The following is a 24,938-nucleotide window of genomic DNA, read 5'->3' as shown; positions in this document are numbered from 1 at the left end:
CATTGCACGCCATTGCGCTCTATTTTGGCGTCCGACAGCAGGGTGTGCCCGGGCCGGGTGAGGAACAGGCGATGGCGAGATATCTGAAGCGCGGGACAAGTGCGGAAGCCAGGGCGGACGCCGACCGCAAGGTGCGCGACATCGTCGAGACCGCGCTGGCGGACATTGAGCAGCGCGGCGACGCGGCGGTGCGCGAGATGAGCATCCGCTTCGACGGTTGGGACCGCGAGGACTACGGCCTCAGCCAGGCGGAGATCGACGCCTGCGTGGACAGCCTTTCGCCGCAGGAGCGCAAGGACATCGAATTTGCGCAGACGCAAGTGCGCAACTTCGCGCAGGTCCAGCGCGCCAGCATGACCGACGTCGAAGTGGAGACGATGCCCGGGGTCGTGCTCGGCCACCGCAACATCCCCCTGAACTCGGCCGGCTGCTACGTGCCGGGCGGCAAGTACCCGCTGCTCGCCAGTGCGCACATGAGCGTCATCACGGCCAAGGTGGCGGGCGTGAAGCGGGTCATCACCTGCGCGCCGCCGTTCCAGGGCAAACCGGCGCGCGCCATCGTGGCGGCGCAGGCGATGGCCGGTGCCGATGCGATCTATGCGCTGGGCGGTATCCAGGCAGTGGGCGCCATGGCGCTCGGCACCGAAACGATCGAGGCGGTCGACATCCTCGTCGGGCCGGGCAACGCCTTCGTGGCCGAGGCCAAGCGGCAGCTCTACGGCCGCGTCGGCATCGACCTCTTCGCCGGTCCCACCGAGACCCTCATCATCGCCGACGCGGTCGGCTGCGATCCGGAGATCGCGGCGACCGACATCCTCGGCCAGGTCGAGCATGGCCCCGACAGCCCGGGCGTGCTCCTGACCAATTCGGAGCAGTTCGCGCGCGAGACGATGGCCGAGATCGACCGGCTGCTGCAGATCCTTCCCACGGCCGACCACGCCCGCAAGGCCTGGGAGAGCTTCGGCGAGGTGATCGTCGCGGACAGCTATGAGGAGATGGTAGAGATCGCCGACGAGATCGCGTCGGAGCACGTGCAGGTCATGACCGCCGACCCGGACTATTTCCTCGATGCGATGACCAATTACGGCGCGCTGTTCCTGGGCAGCCGCACCAACGTGAGCTTCGGCGACAAGGTGATCGGGACCAACCACACGCTACCGACCCGCAAGGCGGCGCGCTACACCGGCGGGCTATGGGTCGGCAAGTTCCTGAAGACCTGCACGTACCAGCGGGTGAACACCGACGCCGCCAGCGCCCTGATCGGCGAATACTGCAGCCGCCTCTGCGCGCTGGAGGGCTTTGCCGGGCACGGCGAGCAGGCCAACATCCGGGTGCGCCGCTTCGGCCACCGCGAGGTGCCTTATGCCGGCCAGGCGGCGCCCACCCCCGAGACGGTGGCGTGACGGCGCTGCCCGCGACACCGAGCCTGCGGCTCGACGGCCGGCGTGCCGTCGTGACCGGGGCGGGCAGGGGGATCGGGCTCGCCGCCGCTGCGGCCCTCGCCGAGGCGGGCGCGGCGGTCACTCTCGTCGCGCGCACGGCTGCCGAGATCGAAGCGGCGGCGGCCGAGATCCGCACGTGCGGCGGGGTCGCCGATGCAGCGGTGCTCGACGTCGCGGACCTCGACGCGGTGGGGGCCTTCTTCGCGCGGGCCGAGCCGTTCCATGTGCTCGTCAACAATGCCGGGACCAACCGGCCCAAGCCGGTCTGGGATGTCACACCCGAGGACTATGACGCGGTCGTCGACCTCAATCTCAGGAGCGCCTTCTTCGTCGCGCAGGCTTGCGTGCGCCGGATGATGGCCACGGGCACCCAAGGCAGCCTGATCCACATGGGCTCGCAGATGGGGCACGTGGGCGGCCCGAACCGCTCGCTCTATTGCGCATCGAAGTGGGCGCTGGAGGGGATGAGCAAGGCGATGGCGCTCGACCTGGCGGCGCATGGCATCCGCTCCAACACCATCGCGCCCACCTTCATCGAGACGCCGCTGACCGCACCCTTCTTCGAGAACCCGGTGTTCAAGGCCGAGGTCCTGACGCGGATCAAGCTGGGCCGGCTGGGCCGCGTGGAGGACCTGATGGGGGCGGTGCTCCTGCTCGCCTCCGATGCCTCGGCGCTGATGACGGGCACCAGCCTGGTGGTGGACGGCGGCTGGACCGCCGACTAGTTACGGCTGGACCGCCGACGGGGGCGCCGCACCCCGCCAGCGGGAACATAACCGGGGCTGGACCATTCCACTTGGCCGCAGAAGGGGTCGCGCTCCGGTGCGATCTCGCCGACTGAACGGCTGGCACGGGTCTATCGCCGCACCGGACTCCTGCCGCCCAAGCGCATGCAGGATGACCACTAAACGATGAGTGCAAGCAAGAGCCCGCCGCCGCCAACCCCCATTCATGCCAAGGTCAACGTGGCCGCCGAACTGCAGGACCTCTGGGCCTCGTCACTGTCCTGGCTCCAGACCTATTGGCTCCAGATCATCATCTCGGCCGTCATCGCCGTGACCATCGTCTCCGCCCTCTATGCCTTGCGCCGGCTGGGCGCACGGCTGTGCCGGCCCGACCGGATGCGGGGCGACTGGCTGACGATCCTGGGCCGCGTGGTCACCAAGACCACGAACTACTTCATCATCATGGTCGCGGTGAAGGCGGTCGACGGCTATGCGCAGACGCCGCCCACGCTCGATCGGCTGGTGACCTTCCTGTTCACCCTGGCCGCCGTGCTGCAGGGCGCGATCTGGGCGCGCGAGTTCATCCTGGGCGCGATCGAGCACCGCACCTCGGCCGACCATTTCCGCGGCGAGGCCATCATCAACGCGATGGGGCTGATCCGCCTGCTGGTCAGCGTGGTGGTCTTCGCCGTCGCCGTGGTGGTGCTGCTGGACAACCTGGGCGTCAACGTGACCGGCCTGGTCGCCGGTCTCGGCGTGGGCGGCATCGCCATCGGCCTTGCGGCGCAAGGCATCTTCGCGGACCTGTTCGCGGCGCTCGCCATCATCTTCGACCGTCCCTTCAACAAGGGGGACCAGATCAGCTTCGACAACAGCTCTGGCACCATCGAGGCGATCGGCCTGAAGTCGACCCGCATCCGCGCCTATACCGGCGAGCTGCGGATCATCGCCAACAAGAACCTGCTCGACAAGGAGATCCTGAACGTCAGCGGGCGGGACCACATCCGCCTGCCGTTCACCATCGGCGTCGCCTACGAGACGCCGCCCGAGACGCTCGCGCGCATTCCCGGGATCCTCAAGGAGCTGGTCGAGGCCGAGGGCGGCGTCGCGGCGCGCGCCGGGTTCGAGAGCTTCGGGGCCAGCTCGCTCGATTTCAGCCTGCTGGTCGACGTCCCGGGCAAGGACTGGGGCGTGGCGCATCCGCTGCGCGACCGGCTGCTGGTCTCGATCATGCGCCGCTTTGCGGAAGAGGGCATCTCGATCCCCTATCCGACCCAGACCACCTTCACCGCCGCGCCCGACGGCACGCTCGTCATGCCCTATCCCACCCATCCGGACGAGGCGGCGCAGATCAAGGTGCAGGAAAGGCCCGCCTGAGGGCTGAGAGCTAAAGGCTAAGGCTAAGGCTAAGGGCTGGGGGTTGAGGGCCGGGGTCGGGCGCGGATCGACGTTCGTCGAAACGGCGGATGCACTGCCAGCAGGAATCGGCTAACCCCCCTCATCCATGGAGCTTCCCCGAACCATCCCCGGGCCTGGGCCGGAGATCGACCGCCCGGCCGATGCGCAGGACCAGCGGGACGATCTCCCGCCGGCCCGCCGTTCCTGGGGCCGACGCCTCGCCCGCATCGTGGCGGGGCTGCTGCTGCTGATCCTGCTCATGGTCTCTTACCTGGCCGTTACTGCGCCGCTATCGAAGTCGCTGCAGCCGATCGCGCCGCCGGAGATCACCCTGCTCGCCGCCAACGGCACCCCGATCGCCCGCAACGGCGCCATCACCGACGCCCCGGTAAAAGTCCGGAATCTGCCGCCTCACGTGGTGCAGGCCTTCCTCGCCATCGAGGACCGCCGCTTCTACACGCACTGGGGCATCGACCCGCGCGGCATCGCCCGCGCCACCTGGAGCAACCTCACTGGCGGCAGCACCCAGGGCGGCAGCACCATCACCCAGCAGCTGGCGAAGTTCACGTTCCTCACTTCCGAGCGCAGCATGAGCCGCAAGGCGCGCGAGATGCTGATCGCGTTCTGGCTCGAAGCCTGGCTGACCAAGGACGAGATCCTCGAGCGCTATCTCTCCAACGCGTACTTCGGTGACAACACCTACGGCTTGCGCGCGGCATCGCTGCACTATTTCCACCGCCAGCCGGAACGCCTGAGGACGGGCGAAGCGGCGCTGCTCGCCGGGTTGATGAAGGCGCCTTCGCGGCTCTCGCCCACGAACAACTTTGCGCTCTCGCAAAAGCGCATGCGGGTGGTGCTCGGCGCCATGGCCGATGCGGGCTACATGACGCCGCAGGAAGCCAGGGCTGTCCCCGTGCCCCGGCTCGACGTCCGGTCGCGCAGCGAGCTCCCCACCGGGACCTACTTCGCGGATTGGGCCCTCCCGCAGGCCCGCCAGATCGAGGCGGCCGGCTATGCCGGGCAAACCTACCGCACGACGCTCGACGCCCGCCTGCAGGCTGCCGCGCACCGCGCGATCCGGCAGGTCTCCGGAAAGACCCAGGTGGCGCTCGTGGCCATGCGCAAGAACGGGGAGGTGGTCGCGATGGTGGGCGGGCGGGATTACGCCGCCAGCCCCTTCAACCGCGTGACGCAGGCGCGCCGGCAGCCCGGATCGACGTTCAAGCTCTTCGTCTATCTTGCTGCCTTGAAGGCGGGCATGGAGCCCGACGACACCATTGCGAACACCCCGATCGAAACGGGTTCGTACCGCCCGCAGAACGCGGGCGGCGCGTACTCTCCCACGATCACGCTGGAGGACGCCTTCGCCCGGTCCAGCAACGTGGCAGCGGTACGGCTGTTCTCGCAGGTGGGCGACGAAGCGGTGATCGACATGGCCCGCCGCCTCGGGGTGAGCTCACCCTTGCCGACCGGCGACCCCAGCCTGGCGCTGGGCACGGCCAGCATGACGCTGCTCGAACTCACCGCTGCTTATGCCGGTGTCGCCGCCAACAGCTTCCCGGTCGTGCCCAGGGCCTTTCCGGTGCCGGAGGCCGGGTGGTTCGACTGGCTGCTCGACGGCAAGCGCAGCCTCTCCTCCAGTGACCACGAAGCCATCGAGCAGATGCTGCGCGCCACGATCAACAACGGCACCGGCCGCGGGGCCATGCTGCGGGGGCCGAACTTCGGCAAGACGGGCACCAGCCAGGAGAACCGCGATGCCCTGTTCGTGGGCTATTCCGGCGACCTAGTCGTCGGGGTCTGGGTGGGCAACGACGACAATAGCCCGCTTCGCGGCATCTCGGGCGGCACCGTCCCGGCGCGGATCTGGCGCGACTTTATGCGCGACGCCCTTGGTGAACGCCGCGCGCCTCCGGTTCGCAAGGCGGCGGATCCGCAAGGCCCGGTCCAGCCCCTCGACGTCCCCGAGATCGGCGACATCCCCGTCGGGGCCGACAGCCACATCCGCATCGAAGACGGGCAGGCTGTGATCAGCACCCGCGTGGAAGGCGTTCCGCTCGACCTGCGGGTGGACGGGGAGGGCCTGAGTGTCGGCCGCCGGGAACCCGCGTCACCGCCGGCGTCATCGCCAGGCAGCCCACCCGGCGAGGAGCGATAGGCCCCCCGGGCGCGCTTCGCTTCAATTCCGACAGATCGCCTGACGAACCGGCGCGGGCGATTGTCCGCCAGGCCGATCTGCCGAAGCCTTGCGGAACGACTTCGCGCGCACGGAGTTCGAAGGGCTTTCAGGACAGGAGCGTGAAATGCCCAAGGCCATGTTCGAAACCCCTGATGGCGAAGAGGTCGAGATCGATTCCGAAGATGTCGTTCATCTCGCCCCGGGCGATGAGGAAGAGACCACCATTGTCGAGCTCGACGACGGAGAGGAGGTCGTGGTCGTCGCCACCCAACTGGAAGTGGCCGCTGACCTCGGACTGAACCCGCTCGAGTTCATCGACGCCGAGGACGACGACGAGTCGATCGAGGGACTGATCGAGGAAGAGGAGGAAGGCTATGACCGTGACGCCTGAAACCGAGAAGCCGGGCGAGGATATCGAGCCGGTGACCGAAGATGTCGGAGGCGTGCAGGGAACCCCCTCGGACGAGGAGGATGCCGGCACCGCTGCAGCGAACGTCGCGCCGGGGTCTCCGCCCGACGATCCGGCGCCTGATGCGGCGGAGATCGAGTGGGCCGGAGGGCCGGTCAAGAAGGCGCCCGCGCCCGATCGCTGAACCCAGGCGCGGGGCCTTGGCGCTCAGGCACCATGGTCCCGCGCCCCAGCCGTAATATTCTTGCGATGCGGTCAGTCGTCCTTGCGCTTGTGCTCAGGCTTTCCCTTGCGCTTCGTGGACGCCATTTCCTCCAGCTCCCTTTCGCTCATGGACTCTTCCATCGAGCGTGACGCGCCCTTTAGCTTGCTCTTGGGCGTGTCGCCGCGTTTGGCCGACAGGGCGGCTCCAGCGGCTTTCTGCTGGGCTGCAGATTTGGCGGGCATAGACGTTCTCCGATGCGGTCGCGGCCACCGGGCGGCGTCGCCCAGGCCGATCTCGACCTAGCAACGTCGCATATCGGCAGGGCGTTCCCCTTGCCGGCCGCGGGGGAAGGGCGCTCTCGCTGATCTACGTGGTGCTTTCGGGAGCCATATCGGATCTTCGGCGTTGGCGTATCATGGAGAGATGCCAAACAGTTCACCCCGTTGCGCTCGTTCTTGCGGGAACGCGCCACCCGGTCGCCGCCCATATCGACGCGCTGGCGCGGCGGGGCTTCGCGGTACGGTTCTGCGACACCGCGTCGGATGCCCTTGCCCTTTTCGGTGAGGAGATGCCCGAGACCGCAGTTATCGGGCCGATCGCGTCCTCGCCCTGCCTCGAGTTGCTGCACGAAGATCTGGAGATCTATGGGGTTCCGGCGGTAATGGTGAGGGACCGTGAGTCAAAGCCGGCGAACGTCAGCCGGCCGGTTCGCGAACTCGCGCACTAGCGAGCGATAGCGCTTCAATTAGTTCACTACTGTCCATTCGCCATCCGCGACAAGTTGTTCGCGGAGAGGACGTCGAATGCCTTCTTGCGACCCGGAAACTCTCGCGGTTCGTCGGCGTTTTGAGTGAGAGTGAAAGAGGTATTTTCATGCGTAACCTGAAGATCGTCCAACCCGCACGCCTCGATACTGCTGGCGATACTGGCGACAGCGATGTCTACCGTTCGGAGGCGTTCCAGCGTTCGCTGGCCCACTGGAACCGGCGCCGTCTGGAGCCGCAGTTCCCAGGCGAGGACTGGCGCGAAACCATGGAAGCGGACACGCGCATGCTGCTGCTGGAGGGCGAGTTCCTCGAAGCGCTCCGCAAGGAAGTGAGCGAGCAAGCCGCCGCTGCGCCCACCGAGGCCGGTGCTTTCGTCGACTGGTTCGAAGGCCTCATGGTGACGGGCCCGGGCCAGAACGATCCGCTGTTCCCCTGGCTCGCGGAGAGCGCCTCGCGCGACCAGATCCGGTGGTTCTTCGAGCAGGAGGCCGCCGGCGAGGCGGGCTTCGACGATCTGGTGGCGATGACCCAGGTGAAGCTTCCCGACCAGGCGAAGCTGGAGCTGGCGCGCAACTACTGGGACGAGATGGGCCGCGGCAACGCCAAGGGCATGCATGGGCCGATGCTCCACACCGTTGCGGAGGCGCTTGCCGTCGATCCCGCCATCGAGACCACCGTGGGCGAAAGCCTGGCGCTCGCCAACGCCATGACCGGCATGGCCAGCTCGCGCCGCTACGCCTGGCATTCGGTCGGTGCGCTCGGCGTGATCGAGCTGACGGCGCCCGGCCGCTCCGCGCTGGTCGCCAAGGGCCTGCGACGCATCGGCCTCAGCGATGCCCAGCGACGATACTTCGACCTTCATGCCGTGCTCGACGTCAAGCATAGCGCCGCCTGGAACGAGGAGGCTCTCTACCCGCTGGTCAAGCAGGACCCCCGCCGGGCGGTGGCGATCGCCGAAGGCGCGCTGATGCGGCTGACCTGCGGCAAGCGCTGCTTCGACCGCTATCGCGCCCAGCTCTGGGGGGTCGCCCGGCCGCAGGCGATGGAGCCCGCCTGAGCGTTACGAGACGCCAGATCCGTCCTTTACAGCCAGCACGACAGACGAACCGTGGCGCCGGAAGTCGTCCGTCCGGATGACGCTGGTGGTGTAGTCGCGCGACAGCACGGTGTCGACGGCCACGAACTCGGCGGTGCCCTGCGCGCGGCCGAACTGCACTCGGACATAGCCCTGGTGCATGTTGTCGGTCCATTTCACTTCGGGAATGTGGTCGGCATAGGCGCGGTCGAGCTTGCGCGCGGTGTCCGCACCGAAGCCGCTTTCCAGGAAATCGCCCGGCGAGGAGATGCCCGCGGTGCCGAACTCGATCCCGGCGGGTCGCCCGGCGGCATCCGCAAGGGCGTTGGTCCAGAAGCTATGGCTGTCTCCGGAGAGGAACACCAGGTCGCCCGCTCCGGCCCGGCGCGAGAGATCATAGAGACGTTCGCGTGCCCAGGGATAACCGCCCCACGCGTCGGTGTAGTCCGGCAGCGCCCAGCGCCCTCGCCACGCCAGCGAGACATGGGGGTCCGCCGCCAGCTTGGCCAGATCCTGCGGCGTCCTGGCGGCGGCGAGCCTGGGGAACGGGTCGGGAAGCACGCCGAGCCTGGAAAGGTCGGGAACGACGACCCGGCCGATCACCATCGGGCAGCCGACGATGCGCCAGGGTTGCCCTTCTTTGACCGACTGCGCCAGCGCCTGCTCCAGGTCGCCCTCGAGCGCGGGTGAAAGGATGGGGCGGTTCGGTGCGCCCAGGACGTCCGTGCGGAAGCGTTCGGCCGAGGCATCGTCGACGATCGATGCCGCGTAGGCCATGTAGTCGATCTGCTCGGCGCGCGCGGTGTGCCGCGTCTCCAGCGTGTGGAGCAGGGCGAGATCGCCGAAGCGGTACGCCCGCCAGAACTGCATGCGGGTGCGGCCGGCGGCGGCGAGCCACTCCGGCTCGCGGACCGGCATCCATTCGTAATAGGCCTGGATCGACGCGGCACGGCGCTGGGCCCAGTCGCCTTCGGTATCCGGCTGGTGGTTCTGGGCCCCTCCCGTCCAGGGATTGTTGGCGCTTTCGTGGTCGTCCCAGCAGGCGAGCAGCGTGTGGTTGGCATGCATCGCCTGCGCGCCGGCGTCGGTCTTGTATTGCGCATGGCGGGTTCGGTAGTCGGAGAGAGTGACGATCTCGTGCGCGGGCTGGTGGCTGCGGCCGATGGTGCGGGCCACGGTTTCGCCCCAGCCATCCGGGCCGCCGTATTCGTAGATGTAGTCGCCGGTGTGGAGGACGAAGTCGATCGCCGGGTCCTTGGCGATGGCGTCGTAGGCGTTGAAGAAGCCGAAGGCGTAGTTCGAGCAGGACGCCAGCGCGATGCCGAGGCTCTCGACACGGCCGACCGGCAGGGTGCGGCCGCGGCCGATAGGCGAGACGGCGCTGCCCAGCCGGAAGCGGTAGAAGAGCGTGCTGCCGGGCGCGAGCCCTTCGGCCAGGACCTTCACGGTATAGTCGCGTCCAGCGTCCGTCCTGGTGGTTCCGGCCTTGAGAATCCTCGCAAAATCGGGCCGATCGGCCACTTCCCAGGTCACCTCGACCGGAGCGGTGGAAGCGACGTGGGTCCACAGCACGAGGCTGGTGGCGTCCGGATCGCCGCTGGCGACGCCATGGCGGAAGACCGGATCGGCGGCCGCGGCGGCGGCGAGAGCGTGGAGCGGGGCTGCCAGGAACGCCGCGCCGCCGGCCATGCCGGCGAGGAGGGCGCGGCGCGAGACGGGGCTGGCGGAAAGGGTGCGGGTCATGGCGGGGCTCTCGTAAGGTGGCATTAGCGTCCGGTTAGCGTCCGGTTAGCGTGCGGGCAGGGACCCCGCCGCGAACAGCGGGGCCCCCGGTTTGCGCGGTTGTCAGAAGTCGGCCGTCACGCTGAACACCAGGGTTCGCGGGGTGCCGATCCAGGCATAGTTGCCGGAGATGCCCCCCAGGTAGCTCTCATCCGTCAGGTTGGTGACGTTGAGCGCGAACTGCAGCGCCTTGAGCTGCTCGGTCAGCGCCTCGCCCTTCAACGCGACCGAGAGGTCGGTGAGGAAGTAGTTCTCCGAGACCCAGTCGTTGTCGGCATCGACGAAGCGGTTGCCGGTGTACTTGCCGGTGATGCCCAGCGTCACCGGACCGGTGCTGTAGCTGCCCGAGAGCACCCACATGTGCTTGGGGATGCCCGCGACCCGGTTGCCTGCGGTGACTCCCTGCTCCGCATCGAGATCGGCGTTGCCGGTGCCGCGGTAGGTGGCGTCGATGTAGGTGTAGGCGCCGTAGAGGCTGAGCCCGTCGACCGGGCGCACGTTGGCGAGGATCTCGAAGCCCTCGGAGTCGATGCCGCCGGCGTTGAAGAAGCGGCCGTCGCCCTCGCTCAGGTAGTCCGGCCCGGCCGAGGTCGAGCTCGGCACGAAGATCACCTGGTTGGAGAACTTGCTCTTGAACCAGGTGGCCGAGGCGTTGAAGATCGGGCTGGCGTAGCGCAGGCCCGCTTCCCAGTTCTCGGCGGTTTCCGGCTCGATGTCGGCCACGGCGTCGGCGCTGTATTCGAGGAGCGTGTCGCTCAGCGCCTTGAAGTTCTCCGAGTAGCCGCCGAACACGTCGAGGCCCGCAAGCGGGGTCACCTGCACGCCGCCGGACCAGAGCACCTGCGACTTCGACTTGGTCTCCAGGTTCGGCGTCTCGCCGAACATGTCCTCGCGGTCGATGTGGTTGATGAACTGCTTGGCACCGATGTTCGCGGTCACCGGGCCGACCTGGACCTGCTCCTGCACGTACCACTTGAAGGTGTCCTGCGGATACTTGCGGTCGTACTGCGTCCAGTAGGGGTCGGCGTCGTAGGCAGGGCCGACGCGGGTGTCGGTGACGTGGTGCCAGTCGCGCCATTCGCGCCGGTCCGTGTCCTCGTACCACAAGCCGCCGCGCAGCGTGTTCTCGACCGTGCCGAACTGCGCGATCCAGGCGGCGTCGAAGGTGCCGCCGAGGCGCTCCTTGCGATAGTGCGTGTGGCGGTAGGACTGCTGCCAGAGGAAGCTGGCTGCGGTGGTGGGATCGACCGCCGCGCCGGTGGGACCGGTGGCGGTGTAGACCGGCGTGCCGGTGCCCGCGGGCAGCCCGGCCCACCATGCCGGCGTGCCGTTGACGGTGCCGCCTGCGATCTCGCTCTGCGGGCCGGTGCCGTCCTGGATGACGTCGACGATGTAGGGCGGCGCCCAGTCGCCGCGCCCGGACATGTCGTGGTAGTAGATCGAGCCCTTGAGATCGAGCACCTCGGCGATCCGGGTCTCGCCCTTGAGGTAGCCGAAGAAATTCTTGCGCTTGGTGTTCCACACCTGCCGGTACTGCTGGTCGAGCACGGGCACGCCGGTCCACACGCCGGTGAGGCCGTCCGTCTCCGGATTGGCGGCGAACTGCGCCGCGGAATACATCTGGTCGTAGTTGCTTTCGAACGCGTCGTCGTAGCTGGCGTAGCCGGTGATCTTGACCGAGGTGTCGATGATGAACTTGCCCGCGAAGTTGTCGCGGTGGTTCTTTGCCGAGCCTTCCATCCAGTCGGTGGCTTCCTGGTGTGCGTAGGAGAACCAGGCCTTGGCCACGCCGCCGATCAGGCCGGTGTCGAAGCGACCGTAATAGCGGCTGGCCTCGTAGTCGCCCACCGAGCCGGAGAGACGCACGTTCATCTCGTCACGCGGGTCGGACGTCACGAAGTTGATCGTGCCGCCCAGCGCCTCGTTCGAGCGCGAGGCGATGTCGGCGGTGCCCTGGAACACCTCGACGGTGGCGATGTTGGCAGTGTCGACGAAGCGGTTGGCCTTCGAGCCGCCGCCGTAGCCCGACCCGCCGTTGGGCAGGCCGTCGATGGTCAGACCGACCTGCTGCGTGTCGAGGTTCGTCTGGTAGCCGCGGATCGAGTAGGTCGTCGACCAATCGTCGAAGCCGTAGGCGTCGCCTTCGTTGACCTGCACGCCGGGCAGGGTGCCGATGAGGTCGATGGCCGAGGCGATCGGCGACTTGTCGTCGATCAGCGTCTCGTCGAGCGCGGCGTTGTTGTACGTGGTGCGCTGGCCGGTGACGATGATGGAGTCGCCCCCGTCGACGGGCCCGACGTCGGCAGCCTCGGGGGCAGCCTCGGCGGCAGCCTCGTCGGCAGCCTCGGCGGCGAAGGCTGGCGCGTGGGCGGCCAGCGCCGCAAGGCTCGATCCGAGCAGGCAGAGATGACGAACGAAATGCGCACGCATGGCTGAAACCCCCACATTGAACATGTTGCGGTGCAGCATCTGAGCCTGTTTGGTGACGCCGTGCAGTCATTTCGGTGTCCGCGAGATGACGGCATGGCGACGATCGTCTGACGGCGCGGGAGGCGTCGCGCCTTCTCGGGGCATGGGAGCCTCACGCCTCGCCCCGGGGCCTTCGACAAGCTCAGGCTGAGCGGGCGGTGGGGAGCTGGCGTGCAGGGGAGGTGTGGTGCTCGCCCCTGAACCGCCACGTCGCGCCCGCGCCCGCACTTCCGCTCCGCTCATGCTGAGCTTGTCGAAGCATGGGAACCTCGCGCCTCGCCTCGGCCGGCAGCGGTTTTGCGGCCAACCTCCCCGAGGGGTTGCCCCCACCCGTGCGTGGCACGTAACGTCCGGCGACACCGACATGGAGCGAAGTTTTGGAATCAGTCTCGATCGTGCTTTTCCTTCTGCTGGCCGTGGTGGTCAGTGGCGCCCTGGCCCGCATGGTGCCGTTCTCCGTCCCGACGCCGCTGGTGCAAATCGCGCTGGGCGCCATCATCGGCCTGTCGACGGAGCACCGCGTGGCGCTCGATCCCGAACTGTTCCTGTTCCTCTTCCTGCCACCGCTGCTGTTCCTGGACGGCTGGCGCATTCCCAAGGACGAGCTGCTGAAGGACGCCTCGACCGTGCTCGAGCTGGCGCTCGGGCTGGTGCTGCTGACGGTGGTGGGGATGGGCTTCCTGATCCACTGGATGATCCCGGCGATGCCCCTGGCGGTCGCCTTCGCCCTTGCCGCGGTGGTGTCGCCCACCGATCCCATCGCGGTGTCCGCCATCGCCGCGCGGGTGCCGATCCCGCGGCGCATGATGCACATCCTCGAGGGCGAGTCCCTGCTCAACGACGCGTCCGGCCTGGTCTGCCTGCGCTTCGCGGTGGCCGCCGCGCTGACGGGCACGTTCTCCGCCGGGGCGGCAGCGGTCAACTTCCTGTGGGTGGCCGGGGCCGGCCTCGTCATCGGCATCCTCGTCACCCTGGCGACCACGCGCCTCAAGGCCTGGGTCACCCGGCGCTGGGGCGAGGACACCGGCTCGCAGATCCTGGTCAGCCTGCTGATCCCTTTCGGCTCCTACCTGCTGGCCGAGCACGTCCATGCCTCGGGCATCCTGGCGGCGGTGAGCGCGGGCGTGACGATGACCTATGCGGAAATCTCGCGCCAGGCGCTGGCTATCACCCGGATGCGCCGCAACTCGGTGTGGGACACGATCCAGTTCACGCTCAACGGCATCATCTTCGTGCTCCTGGGCGAGCAGTTGCCCGCGATCGTCTCCGGCGCGCGGCAGACGGTGGCGCTGACCGGGCACGCCCAGCCCTGGTGGCTCGGTGTCTACGTCCTGGCCATCGTCGCGGGCCTGGCGGCGCTGCGCTTCGCCTGGGTCTGGGCCTCGCTGCGGCTCACGATCCTGCGCGGCGACCGGCGGGGCGTGGGGGCGCAGAGCCAGGACTGGCGGCTGGTGGCCGCGACGTCCGTCGCCGGCGTGCGCGGTGCGATCACGCTGGCGGGCGTGCTGACCCTGCCGCTGGCGATGAACGACGGCACGCCTTTCCCGGCGCGGGACCTGGCGATCTTCCTGGCGGCGGGGGTCATCGTGGTCTCGCTGCTGATCGGCAGCGTGCTGCTTCCGGTGCTGCTCAAGGGCCTGGCGATGCCGCCCGAGCCGGTGCGCCAGGCCGAGGAGCAGGGCGCGCGGATCGCTGCGGCCGAGGCCGCGATCCGCGCGATCGAGCGCCACCAGCACGCGCTGGCGGAGGATCACGACGAGCCCGACCTCTACGTCGAGACGGGGGCGCAGGTCATGAACCTCTACCGCGAGCGGATCGAGGGCCTGAGCGGGCGCCCGTCCCAGCAGGCGCGCGCCGAGGACCGGCTGCAGCGCGAGTTCCGCCTGATCGGCTTGAGGGCGGAGCGGGCCGTGCTCGGACAGCTGCTGCGCGGGCGCCAGATCGGCAGCGAGACGGCGCGCAAGCTGACTCGCGAGCTGGACCTGTCGGAGGCGCGCTATCTGGGCTGAGGCTGACGGCTAGAGGACGGCGGGAAGGGCCTGCCAGCACACCGCGACCAGGCTGATCGCGGTTCCCCCGAGCGCGACCGAGCGGCGCCACGCGCCGAAGCCGTCGCGCGCGGGGAGGCGGCGCAGCCGCACCAGCAGCGCGGCGTCGGCGAGGAGGCAGGGCAGCGTCAGCGCCGCGACGGCGAGCGGGGACGGGGCTATCTCGGCGATGGCGTAGAGGCCGAAGAAATGCACGGTCCAGACCAGCAGGCCGCCGAGCAGGATGAACCAGGTGCTCATGCTCCGATGGCGCGCGCGAAGAGGGTGCCGACCAGCCCTTGCGCACCCGTGTAGCCCAGGAACAGGCAGGTGAGATCGAGCGTGGTGTTGCGGCGCGCGGTCACCGCGCCGCGCAGCCGTCGCCAGCCGAGGTAGAGCGCCATCAGCAGCGCGATCCCCGCCACCATCGCCTGCAGCGCCAGCAGCGCGAAGACCGAGGCGGCCTGGCCGCTGCTCTGCGGCGCCAGGATCGCCAGCCAGGCGCGCGCGTCGAGCCAGATCAGCCCGGGCACCGCGAGCGCGGCGAGGAGGGCGGGAGCGACGGCGAGATCGAAGCCGCGGCGGTGCAGCAGGCGGGTGCCCCAGGCCGCGGCGATCACCAGCAGGTAGCCGAGCGCGATCGGCAGTCCCTCGGCGAAGGGCGGCGGCGCCGTCCAGAAGTCGGGCTGGTTTCCCCACAGGAAGGCGAGGCCGAACAGCGCCATGGCGAAGATCATGCCCATGACCACCATCAGGATCACCATCGCCCACCAGCCGTGGCTCTGCGGGCCGGTGACGTAGGTGGGGACGCGGATGCCGGCGCCGATGTCGACCTCGTGCTCGGCCACCGGGCGGTCGGTGTCGGAGAGCCAGCGGATCACCGCCAGCACGCCCAGCACGCCGCTGGCCAGCCCGAAGGTATAGGCCTGCACGGTGAGCGCGAGGAAGAAGCCGGCGGTGAAGAGGGCGGCCGCGAAGGGCCAGACCGAGGGGCCGGGCATGATCTGGACGTACTGCGGCTCGGCGAGGAGGGGGCTGGTGACGATCGTCTCGCGCAGCCCGGTCGCCGAGCGGGGCAGGAAGTAGCGGCCCTGCTCGACGTCGTCGCAGATCTGCGGGTCGTCCCACAGCGGCTCGCGGCTCCTCACCACCGGGATCGAGCGGGTGGAGTAGAGTTCGGTGGGGAGCCACTCGAGCGTGCCGGCGCCGTAGACGTTGCCCGCGTTTCCCTCGCTGGGCGCGAGGCGGAAGTTGCGGGCGAGGTCGAGGAGGAAGAGCAGCACGCCCGCCGCCAGCAGAAAGGCGCCCAGCGTGGAGACGAGGTTGGGCAGGTCCCAGCCGCTGCCGGGGAGATACGTGTAGACGCGCCGGGGCATGCCCATGAAGCCGGCAAGGTGCATCGGCATGAAGGCGACGTTCATGCCGGTGAACATGAGCGCGAAGACCCATCGCCCCCATCGTTCCGACAGCGGCCGCCGGCTCACCATCGGGATCCAGTAGTACATCGCGGCGAACAGCGGGAACACCATGCCGCCGATCAGCACGTAGTGGAGATGGGCGACGATGAAGTAGGTGTCGTGGACCTGCCAGTCGAACGGGACGAGGGCGACCATCACGCCCGTGAGCCCGCCGGTGACGAACACCACCACGCTGCCCATCGCGAACAGGCCGGGCGCGTTGAACCGGGGCTTGCCGGCCGCGAAGGTGGCGATCCACGCGAAGACCTGGATGCCCGCCGGCACGCTCACCGCCATCGAGGCGGCGGAGAAGAAGCCGGAGGTCATCGGCGGCAGCCCGGTGGCGAACATGTGGTGCGCCCAGACCCCGAAGCTGATGAAGCCGGTGGCGACCATGGCCAGCACGATCAGGCGGTAGCCGACCAGCTCGGTCTGGGCGACGGTGGGGATGATCATGCTCATCATCCCGGCGGCGGGGAGGAAGATGATGTAGACTTCCGGGTGCCCGAAGAACCAGAACAGGTGCTGCCACAGCACCGGGTCGCCGCCGCGGGTGGCATCGAAGAAGGGCCAGTTGAAGGCGCGCTCGATCTCCAGCAGCAGCGTCGCCAGGATCACGCTGGGGAAGGCGATCACGATCATCACCGCGAAGACCAGCATGGCCCAGGCGAAGATCGGCATCTTGTCCAGGCTCATGCCCGGCGCGCGGGTGCGCAGGACGCCGACGATGATCTCGATGGCGCCGGCGATGGCGCTGATCTCGATGAAGCCGATGCCCAGCAGCCAGAAGTCGGTGTTGATGCCGGGCGAGAACGCCTTGGAGGTCAGCGGCGGATACATGAACCACCCGCCGTCGGGCGCGAGGCCCACGAACAGCGAGGCGAAGAAGGCAAGGCCCCCCACCGCATAGGCCCAGAACGCATAGGCGGAAAGGCGCGGGAAGGGCAGGTCGCGCGCGGACAGCATCTGCGGCAGCAGCAGCACGCCCGCCGCCTCCACCATCGGCACCGCGAACAGGAACATCATCACCGTGCCGTGCATGGTGAAGACCTGGTTGTAGGTCGCCTGGGGCAACACCGCCATCAGCGGCGCGGCCAGCTGCACCCGCATCAGCAGCGCCAGGACGCCCGCCAGGAGGAAGAACAGGAAGGCCGTTCCCAGATAATAGATGCCGACGTAGTTGTTGTTGACGACGGTGAGGTATTCCCAGCCCTTGGGCGCGCACCAGATGCGGCGCAGCGCCTCCTCTTCCCCCTCGGGCCGCGCGTCCTGCGTGGGGAAGCGGCGGTAGAGCGCGGGGTCGAAACCCGTCTCCGACCTCATTTCAGGCCCGCGAGGTAGGCGGCCAGGTCGTTGAGCTCGTCGGCGCGGAGCTGCTTGTAGTCGGGCATGCGGTTGCCGGGCTTGATGGCCTGGCTGCCGGCGATCCATCCCGCCAGCGTACCCGGGTTGTTGGGGAGGATCCCCGCGCCCAGCGTCCGGCGCGAGCCGACGTGGGTAAGGTCGGGCCCGGCCAGCCCACGCGCCGGCGTGCCTGCGATCGTGTGGCATGCGGCGCAGCCGCTGGAGCGGAACAGCGCCTCACCCCGGCCCCTGTCCCGCGGCGGAGGCGGTGCCAGGCGCTGCGCGTGCCAGCGCCGGAAGCTCTCGGGCGTGTGCGCCACCACCACGAACCCCATCAGCGCATGGGGCCCGCCGCAGTACTCGGCGCACTGGCCGCCGTAGGTCCCCGGTCGGTCGGCCTGGATGCGCAGCAGGTTCCGCCGGCCCGGGATCATGTCCATCTTGCCCGAAAGCTGCGGCACCCAGAAGCTGTGGATCACGTCGGCGGATTCGAGTTCGAGGAGCACGCTCTGCCCTACCGGCACGTGCAGTTCGTTGGCGTCCTGCACCACCGCGCGGCCTGCGCCGTCGAGGTAGGCGACCCGCCACCACCACATCTCGCCCGTGACGCGCACGCGCATCTCGCCCGGGCGGGGGCCCCGCGCCTGGAGGTCGGAGGTCAGCCACAAGCCCCAGGCGAGCAGCACCGTCAGCACCACCACCGGGAAGGCGACGCCGCCGATCCAGATCGCGCGGTCGCCGCCCAGCCTGTCCCGCACCGCGCGCTTGCCCCATAGCGCGATGCCGAGCGCCGCGAGCACGATCAGGAACACCACCCCGCCACCGACCAGCAGCGCCCAGGACAGCTGCGTCACCGGCTTGGAGTAAGGCCCTGCCGGATCGAGGACGGCCGGCGGCCACCCGCCCAGCATGGCGCGCAGCCCCGTCTCAGCGGGCATCGGGCTGGTGCAGGAATGCGGCGATGTCGGCGGCCTGCGCGCGGGTCATCGGCACGCGCGGCATGCCGGTGCCGGGCACGGTGGCCGGGGGGTTGAAGAGGAAGGCGGCCAGGGCATCGGGGCGGTTGGGAAGGGTGCCCGCGATCAGGCCGCGCTCGGCGAAACCGGCCAGCGACGGGCCCGAGGTTCCGCGCGGCCACAGGCCGGGAATGACGTGGCAGGCGCCGCAGCCCAGCCGCTCGGCGGCGAGGCGGCCGCGCGTCGCGGACGCGGGTCCCGCCGCGTTCGGCTCCACGGCCACGTTCTCGCAGCCGGCTAGAAGCGTTGCGGCCATCAGTGCGAAGCGGGCCCTCGTCCTTCGTTCATCCATCGTCAAGCGGAACAGTCGGCCGTCGCGATGGTTCCGCTTGACGATGCGCCGCTCCTTCCTCGTTCTGTCGCTCGCCCTCTCCGCCTGCGGCGCCGAAGGCGGCAACCCCGCCTTCCGGTCCACGGGCGAGGTGATCGCCTTCAGCGGGGGCGACGGCGGTGCCGCCCACGCCTGCGTCACCTGCCACGGCCTTCGCGGCGAGGGCGACGGGCGGCTGGCGCCCCGCCTCGCCGGGCTGGACGCCGGCTATCTCCACCGCCAGCTCGACGACTATGCGAACGGCCGGCGCGATCACAAGGCGATGCGCGCCGTCGTGCGGCGCCTCAGCGGAGAGGACCGGGCGCGGGTCGCGGCCTACTATGCGGGCCTGCCCGGAACCGGCACGCCGTTCGCACAGACATCCGCGCTGTACCGCGCCCGGTGCGCCGGGTGCCACGGGGTGCGGGGCGAGGGCGGGGACGCCGCCAATCCGCCGCTGGCCGGACAGTCGCCAGCCTATATCGCCGCCCAGCTCGAGGCGTGGCGGGCGGGCAAGCGGCGGGGCGACGGCATGGCGCAGATGCTGCAGGTCAGCCGGGCGCTGACGCCGGAGGAGGTCCGCCTGGTCGCAGGCCACGCCGCGCCTCCGCTTCCGCCGGCTCGTCGGCCTGAAGCTCAGGCAGCATCCCGATAAGCACGTCGTGCTTGTCCCAGAAGTGGTGCTTGATCGCGGCCCCGGCGTGCAGCGGGACCATCACCAGCAGCAGGATGACCAGCAGCGCATGGATGCCTTCGGCCCAGTCGAGGATCGCCCACTGCATGGCGATGGGAATGTCGTGGAAGGGCATCTGCGGCCACGGGACGCCACCGAGCGAGAGGGGCGGGGCGTCGCCCAGCGCCGACCACATCGCCCATCCGCTCAGCGGCAGGGCGAAGAAGCAGGTGTAGAACAGCCCGTGGGTGAGGTAGGCGAGCTGGGTCTGCCAGCCCAGCTTGTCCGCATCGTTCTCCGGCCCCGGGACGATGACACGCCACGAGAGGCGCAGCGCGGCCAGTACGAGCATCAGCAGGCCGAGTTCGGAGTGCAGGCGGTAGCCCTCCAGCTTGGCCTCGCCCACGGGAAGCCGGCCGACGTGCCAGCCCCAGTAGAGCTGCAGCGTGATGAGCGCCGCCATCGTCCAGTGGAAGGCGACGCCGACCGGCGAATAGCGCCGCTCGGCGGTATGGCGAGCGGCCCAGCGCCGGATCGCCGCGATCACGCCGCCATCGCCCGTTCGCGGCGGGAGAGCCAGGCCCCGGTCAGCGCCAGCGCCGCCAGGAGGTAGGCGCCGGCTCCGGGCACCCACATGATGAGCCCGGCAAGCTGCTGGTCCTCGCGCGGAGAGAGGCCCCAGGGCTGCACGGTGGTCCAGTGGAAGGCGTAGATCGCCCGGCCTGCGAAGGCGAGCAGGGCGCCCAGCAGCCCCATCTGCACCATCGTCGCCAGCAGCGCGGCGCCCGCCGCGGGGGCGGAGGCGGCCAGGACGGCACGCCAGAAGCCCACGGCCACGGCGAGCATGCTGGCCTGCATCAGCCAGTAGACGCCGTCGTTCGCCAGCGCGAGGGCGTAGGCGGGCGGGGCGTGCCAGATCCACACCACCACCGCCTGCGCCAGCGTCCACGAGGGAAGCGCGCGGCCGCCGCGGGGCAGGGCAAGCGCCAGGCACGGGGCGACCAGCTCGACCAGCAGCAGGTGATGGACCGTGCGGGCGCTGAACAGCGCCGAGGTCAGCGCGCAGAGCGGCGACACGAACAGGACTGCCAGCAGCGCGAACCCGGCCCACAGCGGCGCCGGTCGCCCGCCCGCTCGCGTCAGCGCGGCAAAGGCCAGCACCAGGACTGCGGCCAGCACCGGGTCGGGGTTCCAGCGGGTCCACAGGTCATGGGGAAGGGGCGGCGCGCCGCAATAGGGGATGGTGCCCGGCTCCATGCTAGCGCAACCGCCCGTTCCGCACCCGGTTCCCGGTCCGGCGCGCTATTCCCTCAGTCCGCGACGATCCGCACCGGCACTCCCTTGGCGGCGGGTGTCTTGGAGAGCTGGTCGTGGTGCTCCAGCGGCACGAGTGGGTTGAGCTCGGGGAAGTAGCCGGCCAGGCAGCCGCGGGGCAGGTCGTAAGGAGTGACCGCCAGCCCCGCGACGGCGCGGTGGATGCCCTCGCCGCAATCGGTGACGAGCGTCACCTTCTGGCCTTCGGAGAGGTTCGCGGCCGCCATGTCCTCGGGACTGACGAGCACGATCATGCGATCGCCTTCGAGCCCGCGCAGCCGGTCCGAGTGGCCGTAGACGGTGGTGTTGAACTGGTCGTTCGAGCGCAAGGTGACCAGGGTGTAGCGCCCCGGCGCCTCGTCGAAGCCGTGCGAGGTCCAGACCGAGGGCACGGTGAACTCGGCCTTTCCGCTCTCGGTCTTCCACACGCGTTCGTGCGCGGGGTTGCCGCGATAGAAGCCGCCGGGCTGGTTCATCCGCGCGTCCATGTCGTGGAACTCGTCGGGGTAGGTGCGGGCGATCAGCTCGCGCACCTGGCGATAGTCGCCCGCCCATTCGTCCCACCTCCACAGCGGGTTGGGCGGGAGGGTTGCCTTGGCGATCCCGGCGACGATCGCCAGTTCGGAGCGCAAGTGCGGGCTGGCGGGCTTGCGCCGCCCGATCGAGCCGTAGATGTGGCTGAAGCTGTCCTCGATGGTGACGGTCTGCGGCCCGCCCGCCTGGATGTCCTCCTCCGCGCGGACCAGGCAGGGCAGGAGGTAGCTCTCCTTGCCGGGCATCAGGTGCGTCCGGTTGAGGCGGGTGGCGACGTGCGCGGTCAGCTCCATGCCGCGCCAGGCAGGATGGACCCTGGCATGGTCCGGCACGGCCCGCGCCAGGTTGCCGCCGAGCCCGACGAAGCCTTTGGCGCTTCCGTCGAGCAGGGCCTCCAGGAACTCGACCGTGGTGTGGCCCTTCTCGGTCGGCGGATCGAACCCGAAGATCTCGCGCAGCTTGTCGAGCGGCACCAGCTCGGGCTTCTCGGAGATGCCGACGGTGCGCTGGCCCTGGACGTTGGAATGGCCGCGGATGGGCTGGCAACCGGCGCCCGGGCGACCGATGTTGCCGCGCAGCAGCAGAAGGTTGACCAGCATGCCGATCGCCTGCGAGCCGTGGACCTGCTGCGTCAGGCCCATGCCGTAGATGCCGATGACGCTGCGCGCCGCGACGTAGGAGTCGCCCGCGCGCTCCAGTTCGGCCCGGGTCACGCCCGAATGGCGCTCGATCTCGTCCCAGGCCGCGGCGCGGACCTGGGCCGCAAACGCCTCGAAGCCGTGGCAGTGCTCGGCCAGGAAGGCGTGGTCGAGCACGCCGCCACGCTCGTCCTCCAGCTCCAGCACCCGCTTGCACACGCCGGTGAGCGCGGCGATGTCGCCGCCGGGGCGGACCTGCACGTACTGGTCCGCGATTGGGGTCGGCTTGCCGAGCGTCATCTGCCACGGGTTCTGCGGGTCGACGAACTCGATCAGGCCCTTCTCGCGCAGCGGATTGAAGGCGACGATGCGGCAGCCGCGCTCGACCGCGTCCTTCAGCGGATGGAGGATGCGCGGGCTGTTGGTGCCCGGGTTCTGGCCCAGGTAGAAGATCGCCTCGCAATGCTGGAGGTCCTCGAAGGTGCAGGTCCCCACCGGGGAGCCGATCACCTTCTTGAGCCCGACCGAGGTGGTCTCGTGGCACATGTTGGAGCTGTCGGGGAGGTTGTTGTTCCCGTACATGCGGGCGAACACGCCGTAGAGGTAGGACGGCTCCAGCGCCGCCTTGCCGGAGGCGTAGAAGGTCACCGAGCGGGGCTCCAGCCGGCGCAGCGTGCGCCCGATGGCCTCGAGCGCCTCGTCCCAGGCCACCGGCACGTAGCGGTCGCTGGCGGCGTCGTAGCGCATCGGATGGGTGAGGCGGCCCACCTTCTCCAGCTCGTGTTCCTCCCATTCCGCCAGCGCGGTGACGGTGTGCTGCGCGAAGAACTCCGGAGTGCAGCGCTTGGAGGTGAGATCCCAGATCGTCGCCTTGGCGCCGTTCTCGCAGAACTCCGCGGGGTGCGGGCTGGGCGGCTTGGCCCAGGCGCAGGAGCTGCACATGTAGCCTTCGGGCTTGTTCTGCTCGGACAGCGTGCGCAGCGCCTCGGGGGGCGCCTTGCTCGCCACCTCCACGCGCGCCATGCCGTCCAGCGAGCCCCAGCCGCCGGTGGCGTGATGATAGCGCCGCGGCTTGACCAGGTTGTCCATCGCTCTCTCCTCAGGCCGGTTCGTGGGTCGGGCAGCCGTTGCGGTGCCGTGCGCGAGGCGCGGGCGATCGCCAGGGCTTCTTGCGTTAACCCCGCAGGACGCCGCGAGTGCCTGAATCTGCGGAAATTTACCTGCGCGCCCTGCGCAATCGGGGCGCTCAGGCGGAGTGGTCGCGCTGGCAGAGCCGCTTGGCGATGTTGGCCGTGCGCGTCATCATCCCGGCTTGGGGGTCGGTGGACCAGAACCGCGCCCCGGCCCGGTGCATGTAGTCCCACTGCAGGTCGCGCCGCCCTTCGTGGTCGACCCGCTTGCTGATGATGAAGCGGATCTTGCCGGTGGAATCGAGGATCACGGTGGCGCCGCCGTAGAACGGGAAGAGCTTGCCGTCGCGCCGGACCAACACCCGCTGCGTGACTTCGGCGACGAGGTCGAAGGCGATCTGCCGGTCGGGCCCGATCCGCCGCGCGATCCGCACCGATTCCACCGTGGGCAGGCCCGTCTCGCCTTCCACGAACTCGACCGCGCGCGGGCTGACGAGGCCGAACTCGCGCGCGTAGACCGGATCGGCGGCGAGCCGGCCGATCGCCCCGGCCAGGTGCATCATGTCGGTCCTGTCGTGCAGGTCGGCGAGATCGTCGCTCAGGTGCAGGGCGCCCAGCTTGAGGTCGGCGCCGGTCACGATCTCGGTGCGCGGCTTGCGCCATTGCAGCGCGTCCTCGCTCATGCTGTCCACCCCCTCGCCATAGATGCGCGCGCTGCCGAAGGCCTCGATGATCGCCTCGCGATAGGCGAGCGCGTCGTCGGGGACGAGGTCGATGTCGGCGGTGATAAGCGCGCGCAGGTAGTCGCCGAAGCGCACGTCCACCGGGGGGCAGTAGTCGATGGCGCGGATGCAGATGGTGAGGAACTGGCTGGCGAGCTTGCTCGCCTCGTCCACCAGGATCTCCAGGATCAGCTCGGACAGTTCGCCGTCGGGCAGCACCCCCGAGCCACCGGTGGCGAGGCGCACATAACGGCGGATGCGCCGCTGGTAGAGGCGGTCGAAGGCGCAGAAGATGGCGCGGGTGAGCGCCTGCCCGCGCGTGTGCGGATCGGTCACGCTCTCGTCGTACTCGACCTGGCAGTGCGCCTCCGGCTTGACGAAGGTGCGCAGGCCGGGACCCTCCACGCCGATCGCGCGGCCGAACTCCTGCGCCAGGCTGACGAGCTGCTCGGCGTTCGCCAGCCCCCCGCGCGAGGACGACAGGGCGGAGCGGACGACATCGGGGTAGGCGAAGTGCTGGAAGAACGCGATGAGGTCGGCGAAGGCCTCGTGGAAGGCCAGGACGTCGGCATGCGTGGGCTCGAAGAAGTGCGCGCGCAGCCCGTCCAGCAGGGCATGGCTCGCCTCGTGCACGATGATGTCGTGCGAGAGGCTGGTATAGACGAGGCTCTGCCCCGCCTGCATCAGCGGGCGCGACTGGGTGGCGGTGAAGTAGCCGAAGATGATCTCGCCGCGCTCGCGATCGTACCAGGCATTGGCGGCGTTCGCTCCGAACGGGCGCAGCCTGAGCCGGGCCGATCCGTCCTGCTCGCCCGCGATCGCCCAGGGCACCTCGCGCCCGAGCGCGAGCTTGAAGTTGGCGTAGGTCAGCATGGTCACGGCATAGACCATCTGCTGGTGGAACTCGGGCCGCGACAGCGAAGGCGTGTACCCGCCGTTCAGCAGCACCGGGATGCTGTCGAGCTCGGCTGCCGGATAGGCGGTGCCGTTCGCGTCGGTGTTGTCCACCTCCACGATGGCGCCGCACAGGCGCTCGCCGAGCGCCTCGTAGGGGATCTTGACCTTGGCGATCGCGCCGCCGAGCTTCGACACGCTGGGGTCCAGCGCGTAGATCGACAGCGTGCGGTAGAGCGGATCGCCCGGCCGGTGCGCGTAGGAGCGCAGCTTGCCCGCCCGCATCAGCCGCTTGCCGAAGTGGAACAGCGTGCCGGCCCCGTCCGGCAGCGGGTCCGACGGGTCGATCGCCGGCGTGGGCGGGACACGGCTCTGCGCCTCGCTGCTGACGGCCTCCGAGACCGGCTCTGTCGGACGCGTGGCCATGG

Annotated in this window: 20 protein-coding genes; 9 read left to right on the top strand and 11 right to left on the bottom strand. The window is 69.5% G+C overall.

Features of this window, described 5'->3' with window-relative positions; translation table 11 throughout:
• Positions 1-71: 71 nt before the first annotated feature.
• The 6 genes from hisD (at position 72) to ACFFJC_RS16540 (ending at position 6,337) form a co-directional block, all read left to right on the top strand.
• Positions 72-1,403 carry a histidinol dehydrogenase gene (hisD, locus tag ACFFJC_RS16565; protein ID WP_379488602.1) on the top strand — a complete coding sequence of 444 codons (1,332 nt, stop codon included), beginning with the start codon at positions 72-74 and terminating at the stop codon, positions 1,401-1,403.
• Positions 1,400-2,167 (top strand): SDR family NAD(P)-dependent oxidoreductase, encoded by a 768-nt coding sequence (locus ACFFJC_RS16560; protein WP_379488601.1) that lies wholly within the window; start codon positions 1,400-1,402, stop codon positions 2,165-2,167. Before hisD ends, ACFFJC_RS16560 begins: the two co-directional genes overlap by 4 nt.
• A gap of 186 nt (positions 2,168-2,353) precedes the next feature.
• A complete protein-coding gene (locus ACFFJC_RS16555; RefSeq protein WP_379488600.1) occupies positions 2,354-3,544 on the top strand; it encodes a mechanosensitive ion channel family protein in 1,191 nt (396 codons plus the stop codon).
• A 127-nt stretch (positions 3,545-3,671) separates the two neighbouring features.
• Positions 3,672-5,723: a transglycosylase domain-containing protein gene (locus tag ACFFJC_RS16550; RefSeq protein WP_379488599.1), complete on the top strand. Its 2,052-nt coding sequence runs from the start codon at positions 3,672-3,674 to the stop codon at positions 5,721-5,723.
• A 145-nt stretch (positions 5,724-5,868) separates the two neighbouring features.
• On the top strand, positions 5,869-6,135 hold the full coding sequence (locus tag ACFFJC_RS16545; protein WP_379488598.1) for a hypothetical protein: 267 nt from the start codon (positions 5,869-5,871) through the stop codon (positions 6,133-6,135).
• On the top strand, positions 6,119-6,337 hold the full coding sequence (locus ACFFJC_RS16540; RefSeq protein ID WP_379488597.1) for a hypothetical protein: 219 nt from the start codon (positions 6,119-6,121) through the stop codon (positions 6,335-6,337). Before ACFFJC_RS16545 ends, ACFFJC_RS16540 begins: the two co-directional genes overlap by 17 nt.
• Before the next feature lie 71 nt (positions 6,338-6,408).
• Here the strand turns inward: ACFFJC_RS16540 and ACFFJC_RS16535 are convergent, their stop codons facing one another.
• Positions 6,409-6,600, bottom strand: a complete 192-nt coding sequence (locus tag ACFFJC_RS16535; RefSeq protein WP_379488596.1) for a DUF3008 family protein — start codon at positions 6,598-6,600, stop codon at positions 6,409-6,411.
• Positions 6,601-7,231: 631 nt separating this feature from the next.
• On the opposite strand from ACFFJC_RS16535, the gene ACFFJC_RS16530 reads away from it, so the two are divergent.
• The gene (locus ACFFJC_RS16530; RefSeq protein ID WP_379488595.1) at positions 7,232-8,182 is read left to right on the top strand and encodes an iron-containing redox enzyme family protein; all 951 of its coding nucleotides are present in this window, start codon (positions 7,232-7,234) and stop codon (positions 8,180-8,182) included.
• Positions 8,183-8,185: 3 nt separating this feature from the next.
• On the opposite strand, the gene ACFFJC_RS16525 is transcribed toward ACFFJC_RS16530, so the two are convergent.
• Both ACFFJC_RS16525 and ACFFJC_RS16520 read right to left on the bottom strand, forming a co-directional pair.
• Positions 8,186-9,943: an alkaline phosphatase D family protein gene (locus ACFFJC_RS16525; RefSeq protein ID WP_379488594.1), complete on the bottom strand. Its 1,758-nt coding sequence runs from the start codon at positions 9,941-9,943 to the stop codon at positions 8,186-8,188.
• Positions 9,944-10,045: 102 nt separating this feature from the next.
• Positions 10,046-12,412 carry a TonB-dependent receptor gene (locus ACFFJC_RS16520; RefSeq protein WP_379488593.1) on the bottom strand — a complete coding sequence of 789 codons (2,367 nt, stop codon included), beginning with the start codon at positions 12,410-12,412 and terminating at the stop codon, positions 10,046-10,048.
• A 416-nt stretch (positions 12,413-12,828) separates the two neighbouring features.
• On the opposite strand from ACFFJC_RS16520, the gene ACFFJC_RS16515 reads away from it, so the two are divergent.
• Positions 12,829-14,460, top strand: coding sequence for a Na+/H+ antiporter (locus ACFFJC_RS16515; RefSeq protein WP_379488592.1), 1,632 nt, complete (start codon positions 12,829-12,831; stop codon positions 14,458-14,460).
• Positions 14,461-14,469: 9 nt separating this feature from the next.
• Here ACFFJC_RS16515 and ACFFJC_RS16510 read toward each other — a convergent pair whose 3' ends face one another.
• From ACFFJC_RS16510 to ACFFJC_RS16495, 4 genes are read right to left on the bottom strand one after another with little or no spacing between them, the layout of a single operon-like run.
• Positions 14,470-14,739 (bottom strand): hypothetical protein, encoded by a 270-nt coding sequence (locus ACFFJC_RS16510; protein ID WP_379488591.1) that lies wholly within the window; start codon positions 14,737-14,739, stop codon positions 14,470-14,472.
• Positions 14,736-17,258 (bottom strand): cbb3-type cytochrome c oxidase subunit I, encoded by a 2,523-nt coding sequence (locus ACFFJC_RS16505; protein WP_379488590.1) that lies wholly within the window; start codon positions 17,256-17,258, stop codon positions 14,736-14,738. The genes ACFFJC_RS16510 and ACFFJC_RS16505 overlap by 4 nt, the downstream gene beginning before the upstream one ends.
• Complete coding sequence (coxB, locus tag ACFFJC_RS16500; RefSeq protein WP_379488589.1) at positions 17,255-18,217, bottom strand: cytochrome c oxidase subunit II; 963 nt, start codon at positions 18,215-18,217, stop codon at positions 17,255-17,257. The genes ACFFJC_RS16505 and coxB overlap by 4 nt, the downstream gene beginning before the upstream one ends.
• A complete protein-coding gene (locus ACFFJC_RS16495) occupies positions 18,207-18,551 on the bottom strand; it encodes a c-type cytochrome (protein WP_379488588.1) in 345 nt (114 codons plus the stop codon). The genes coxB and ACFFJC_RS16495 overlap by 11 nt, the downstream gene beginning before the upstream one ends.
• 79 nt (positions 18,552-18,630) lie before the next feature.
• On the opposite strand from ACFFJC_RS16495, the gene ACFFJC_RS16490 reads away from it, so the two are divergent.
• Positions 18,631-19,260: a c-type cytochrome gene (locus ACFFJC_RS16490; protein ID WP_379488587.1), complete on the top strand. Its 630-nt coding sequence runs from the start codon at positions 18,631-18,633 to the stop codon at positions 19,258-19,260.
• On the opposite strand, the gene ACFFJC_RS16485 is transcribed toward ACFFJC_RS16490, so the two are convergent.
• The 4 genes from ACFFJC_RS16485 to ACFFJC_RS16470 form a co-directional block, all read right to left on the bottom strand.
• Positions 19,157-19,825: a cytochrome b gene (locus tag ACFFJC_RS16485; protein ID WP_379488586.1), complete on the bottom strand. Its 669-nt coding sequence runs from the start codon at positions 19,823-19,825 to the stop codon at positions 19,157-19,159. The two genes, ACFFJC_RS16490 and ACFFJC_RS16485, sit on opposite strands and share 104 nt — an antisense overlap.
• Complete coding sequence (locus tag ACFFJC_RS16480; RefSeq protein ID WP_379488585.1) at positions 19,822-20,535, bottom strand: cytochrome c oxidase assembly protein; 714 nt, start codon at positions 20,533-20,535, stop codon at positions 19,822-19,824. Before ACFFJC_RS16480 ends, ACFFJC_RS16485 begins: the two co-directional genes overlap by 4 nt.
• 53 nt (positions 20,536-20,588) lie before the next feature.
• The gene (locus ACFFJC_RS16475) at positions 20,589-22,853 is read right to left on the bottom strand and encodes an FdhF/YdeP family oxidoreductase (protein WP_379488584.1); all 2,265 of its coding nucleotides are present in this window, start codon (positions 22,851-22,853) and stop codon (positions 20,589-20,591) included.
• A gap of 157 nt (positions 22,854-23,010) precedes the next feature.
• Positions 23,011-24,936, bottom strand: coding sequence for a gluzincin family metallopeptidase (locus ACFFJC_RS16470; RefSeq protein WP_379488583.1), 1,926 nt, complete (start codon positions 24,934-24,936; stop codon positions 23,011-23,013).
• Between the last annotated feature and the right edge of the window lie 2 nt (positions 24,937-24,938).

Source organism: Novosphingobium soli (assembly GCF_042432915.1).
GTDB lineage: Bacteria > Pseudomonadota > Alphaproteobacteria > Sphingomonadales > Sphingomonadaceae > Novosphingobium > Novosphingobium soli.
The sequence above is the reverse complement of the archived record's forward strand: the minus strand, read 5'-3'. Positions and strand labels throughout refer to the sequence as shown.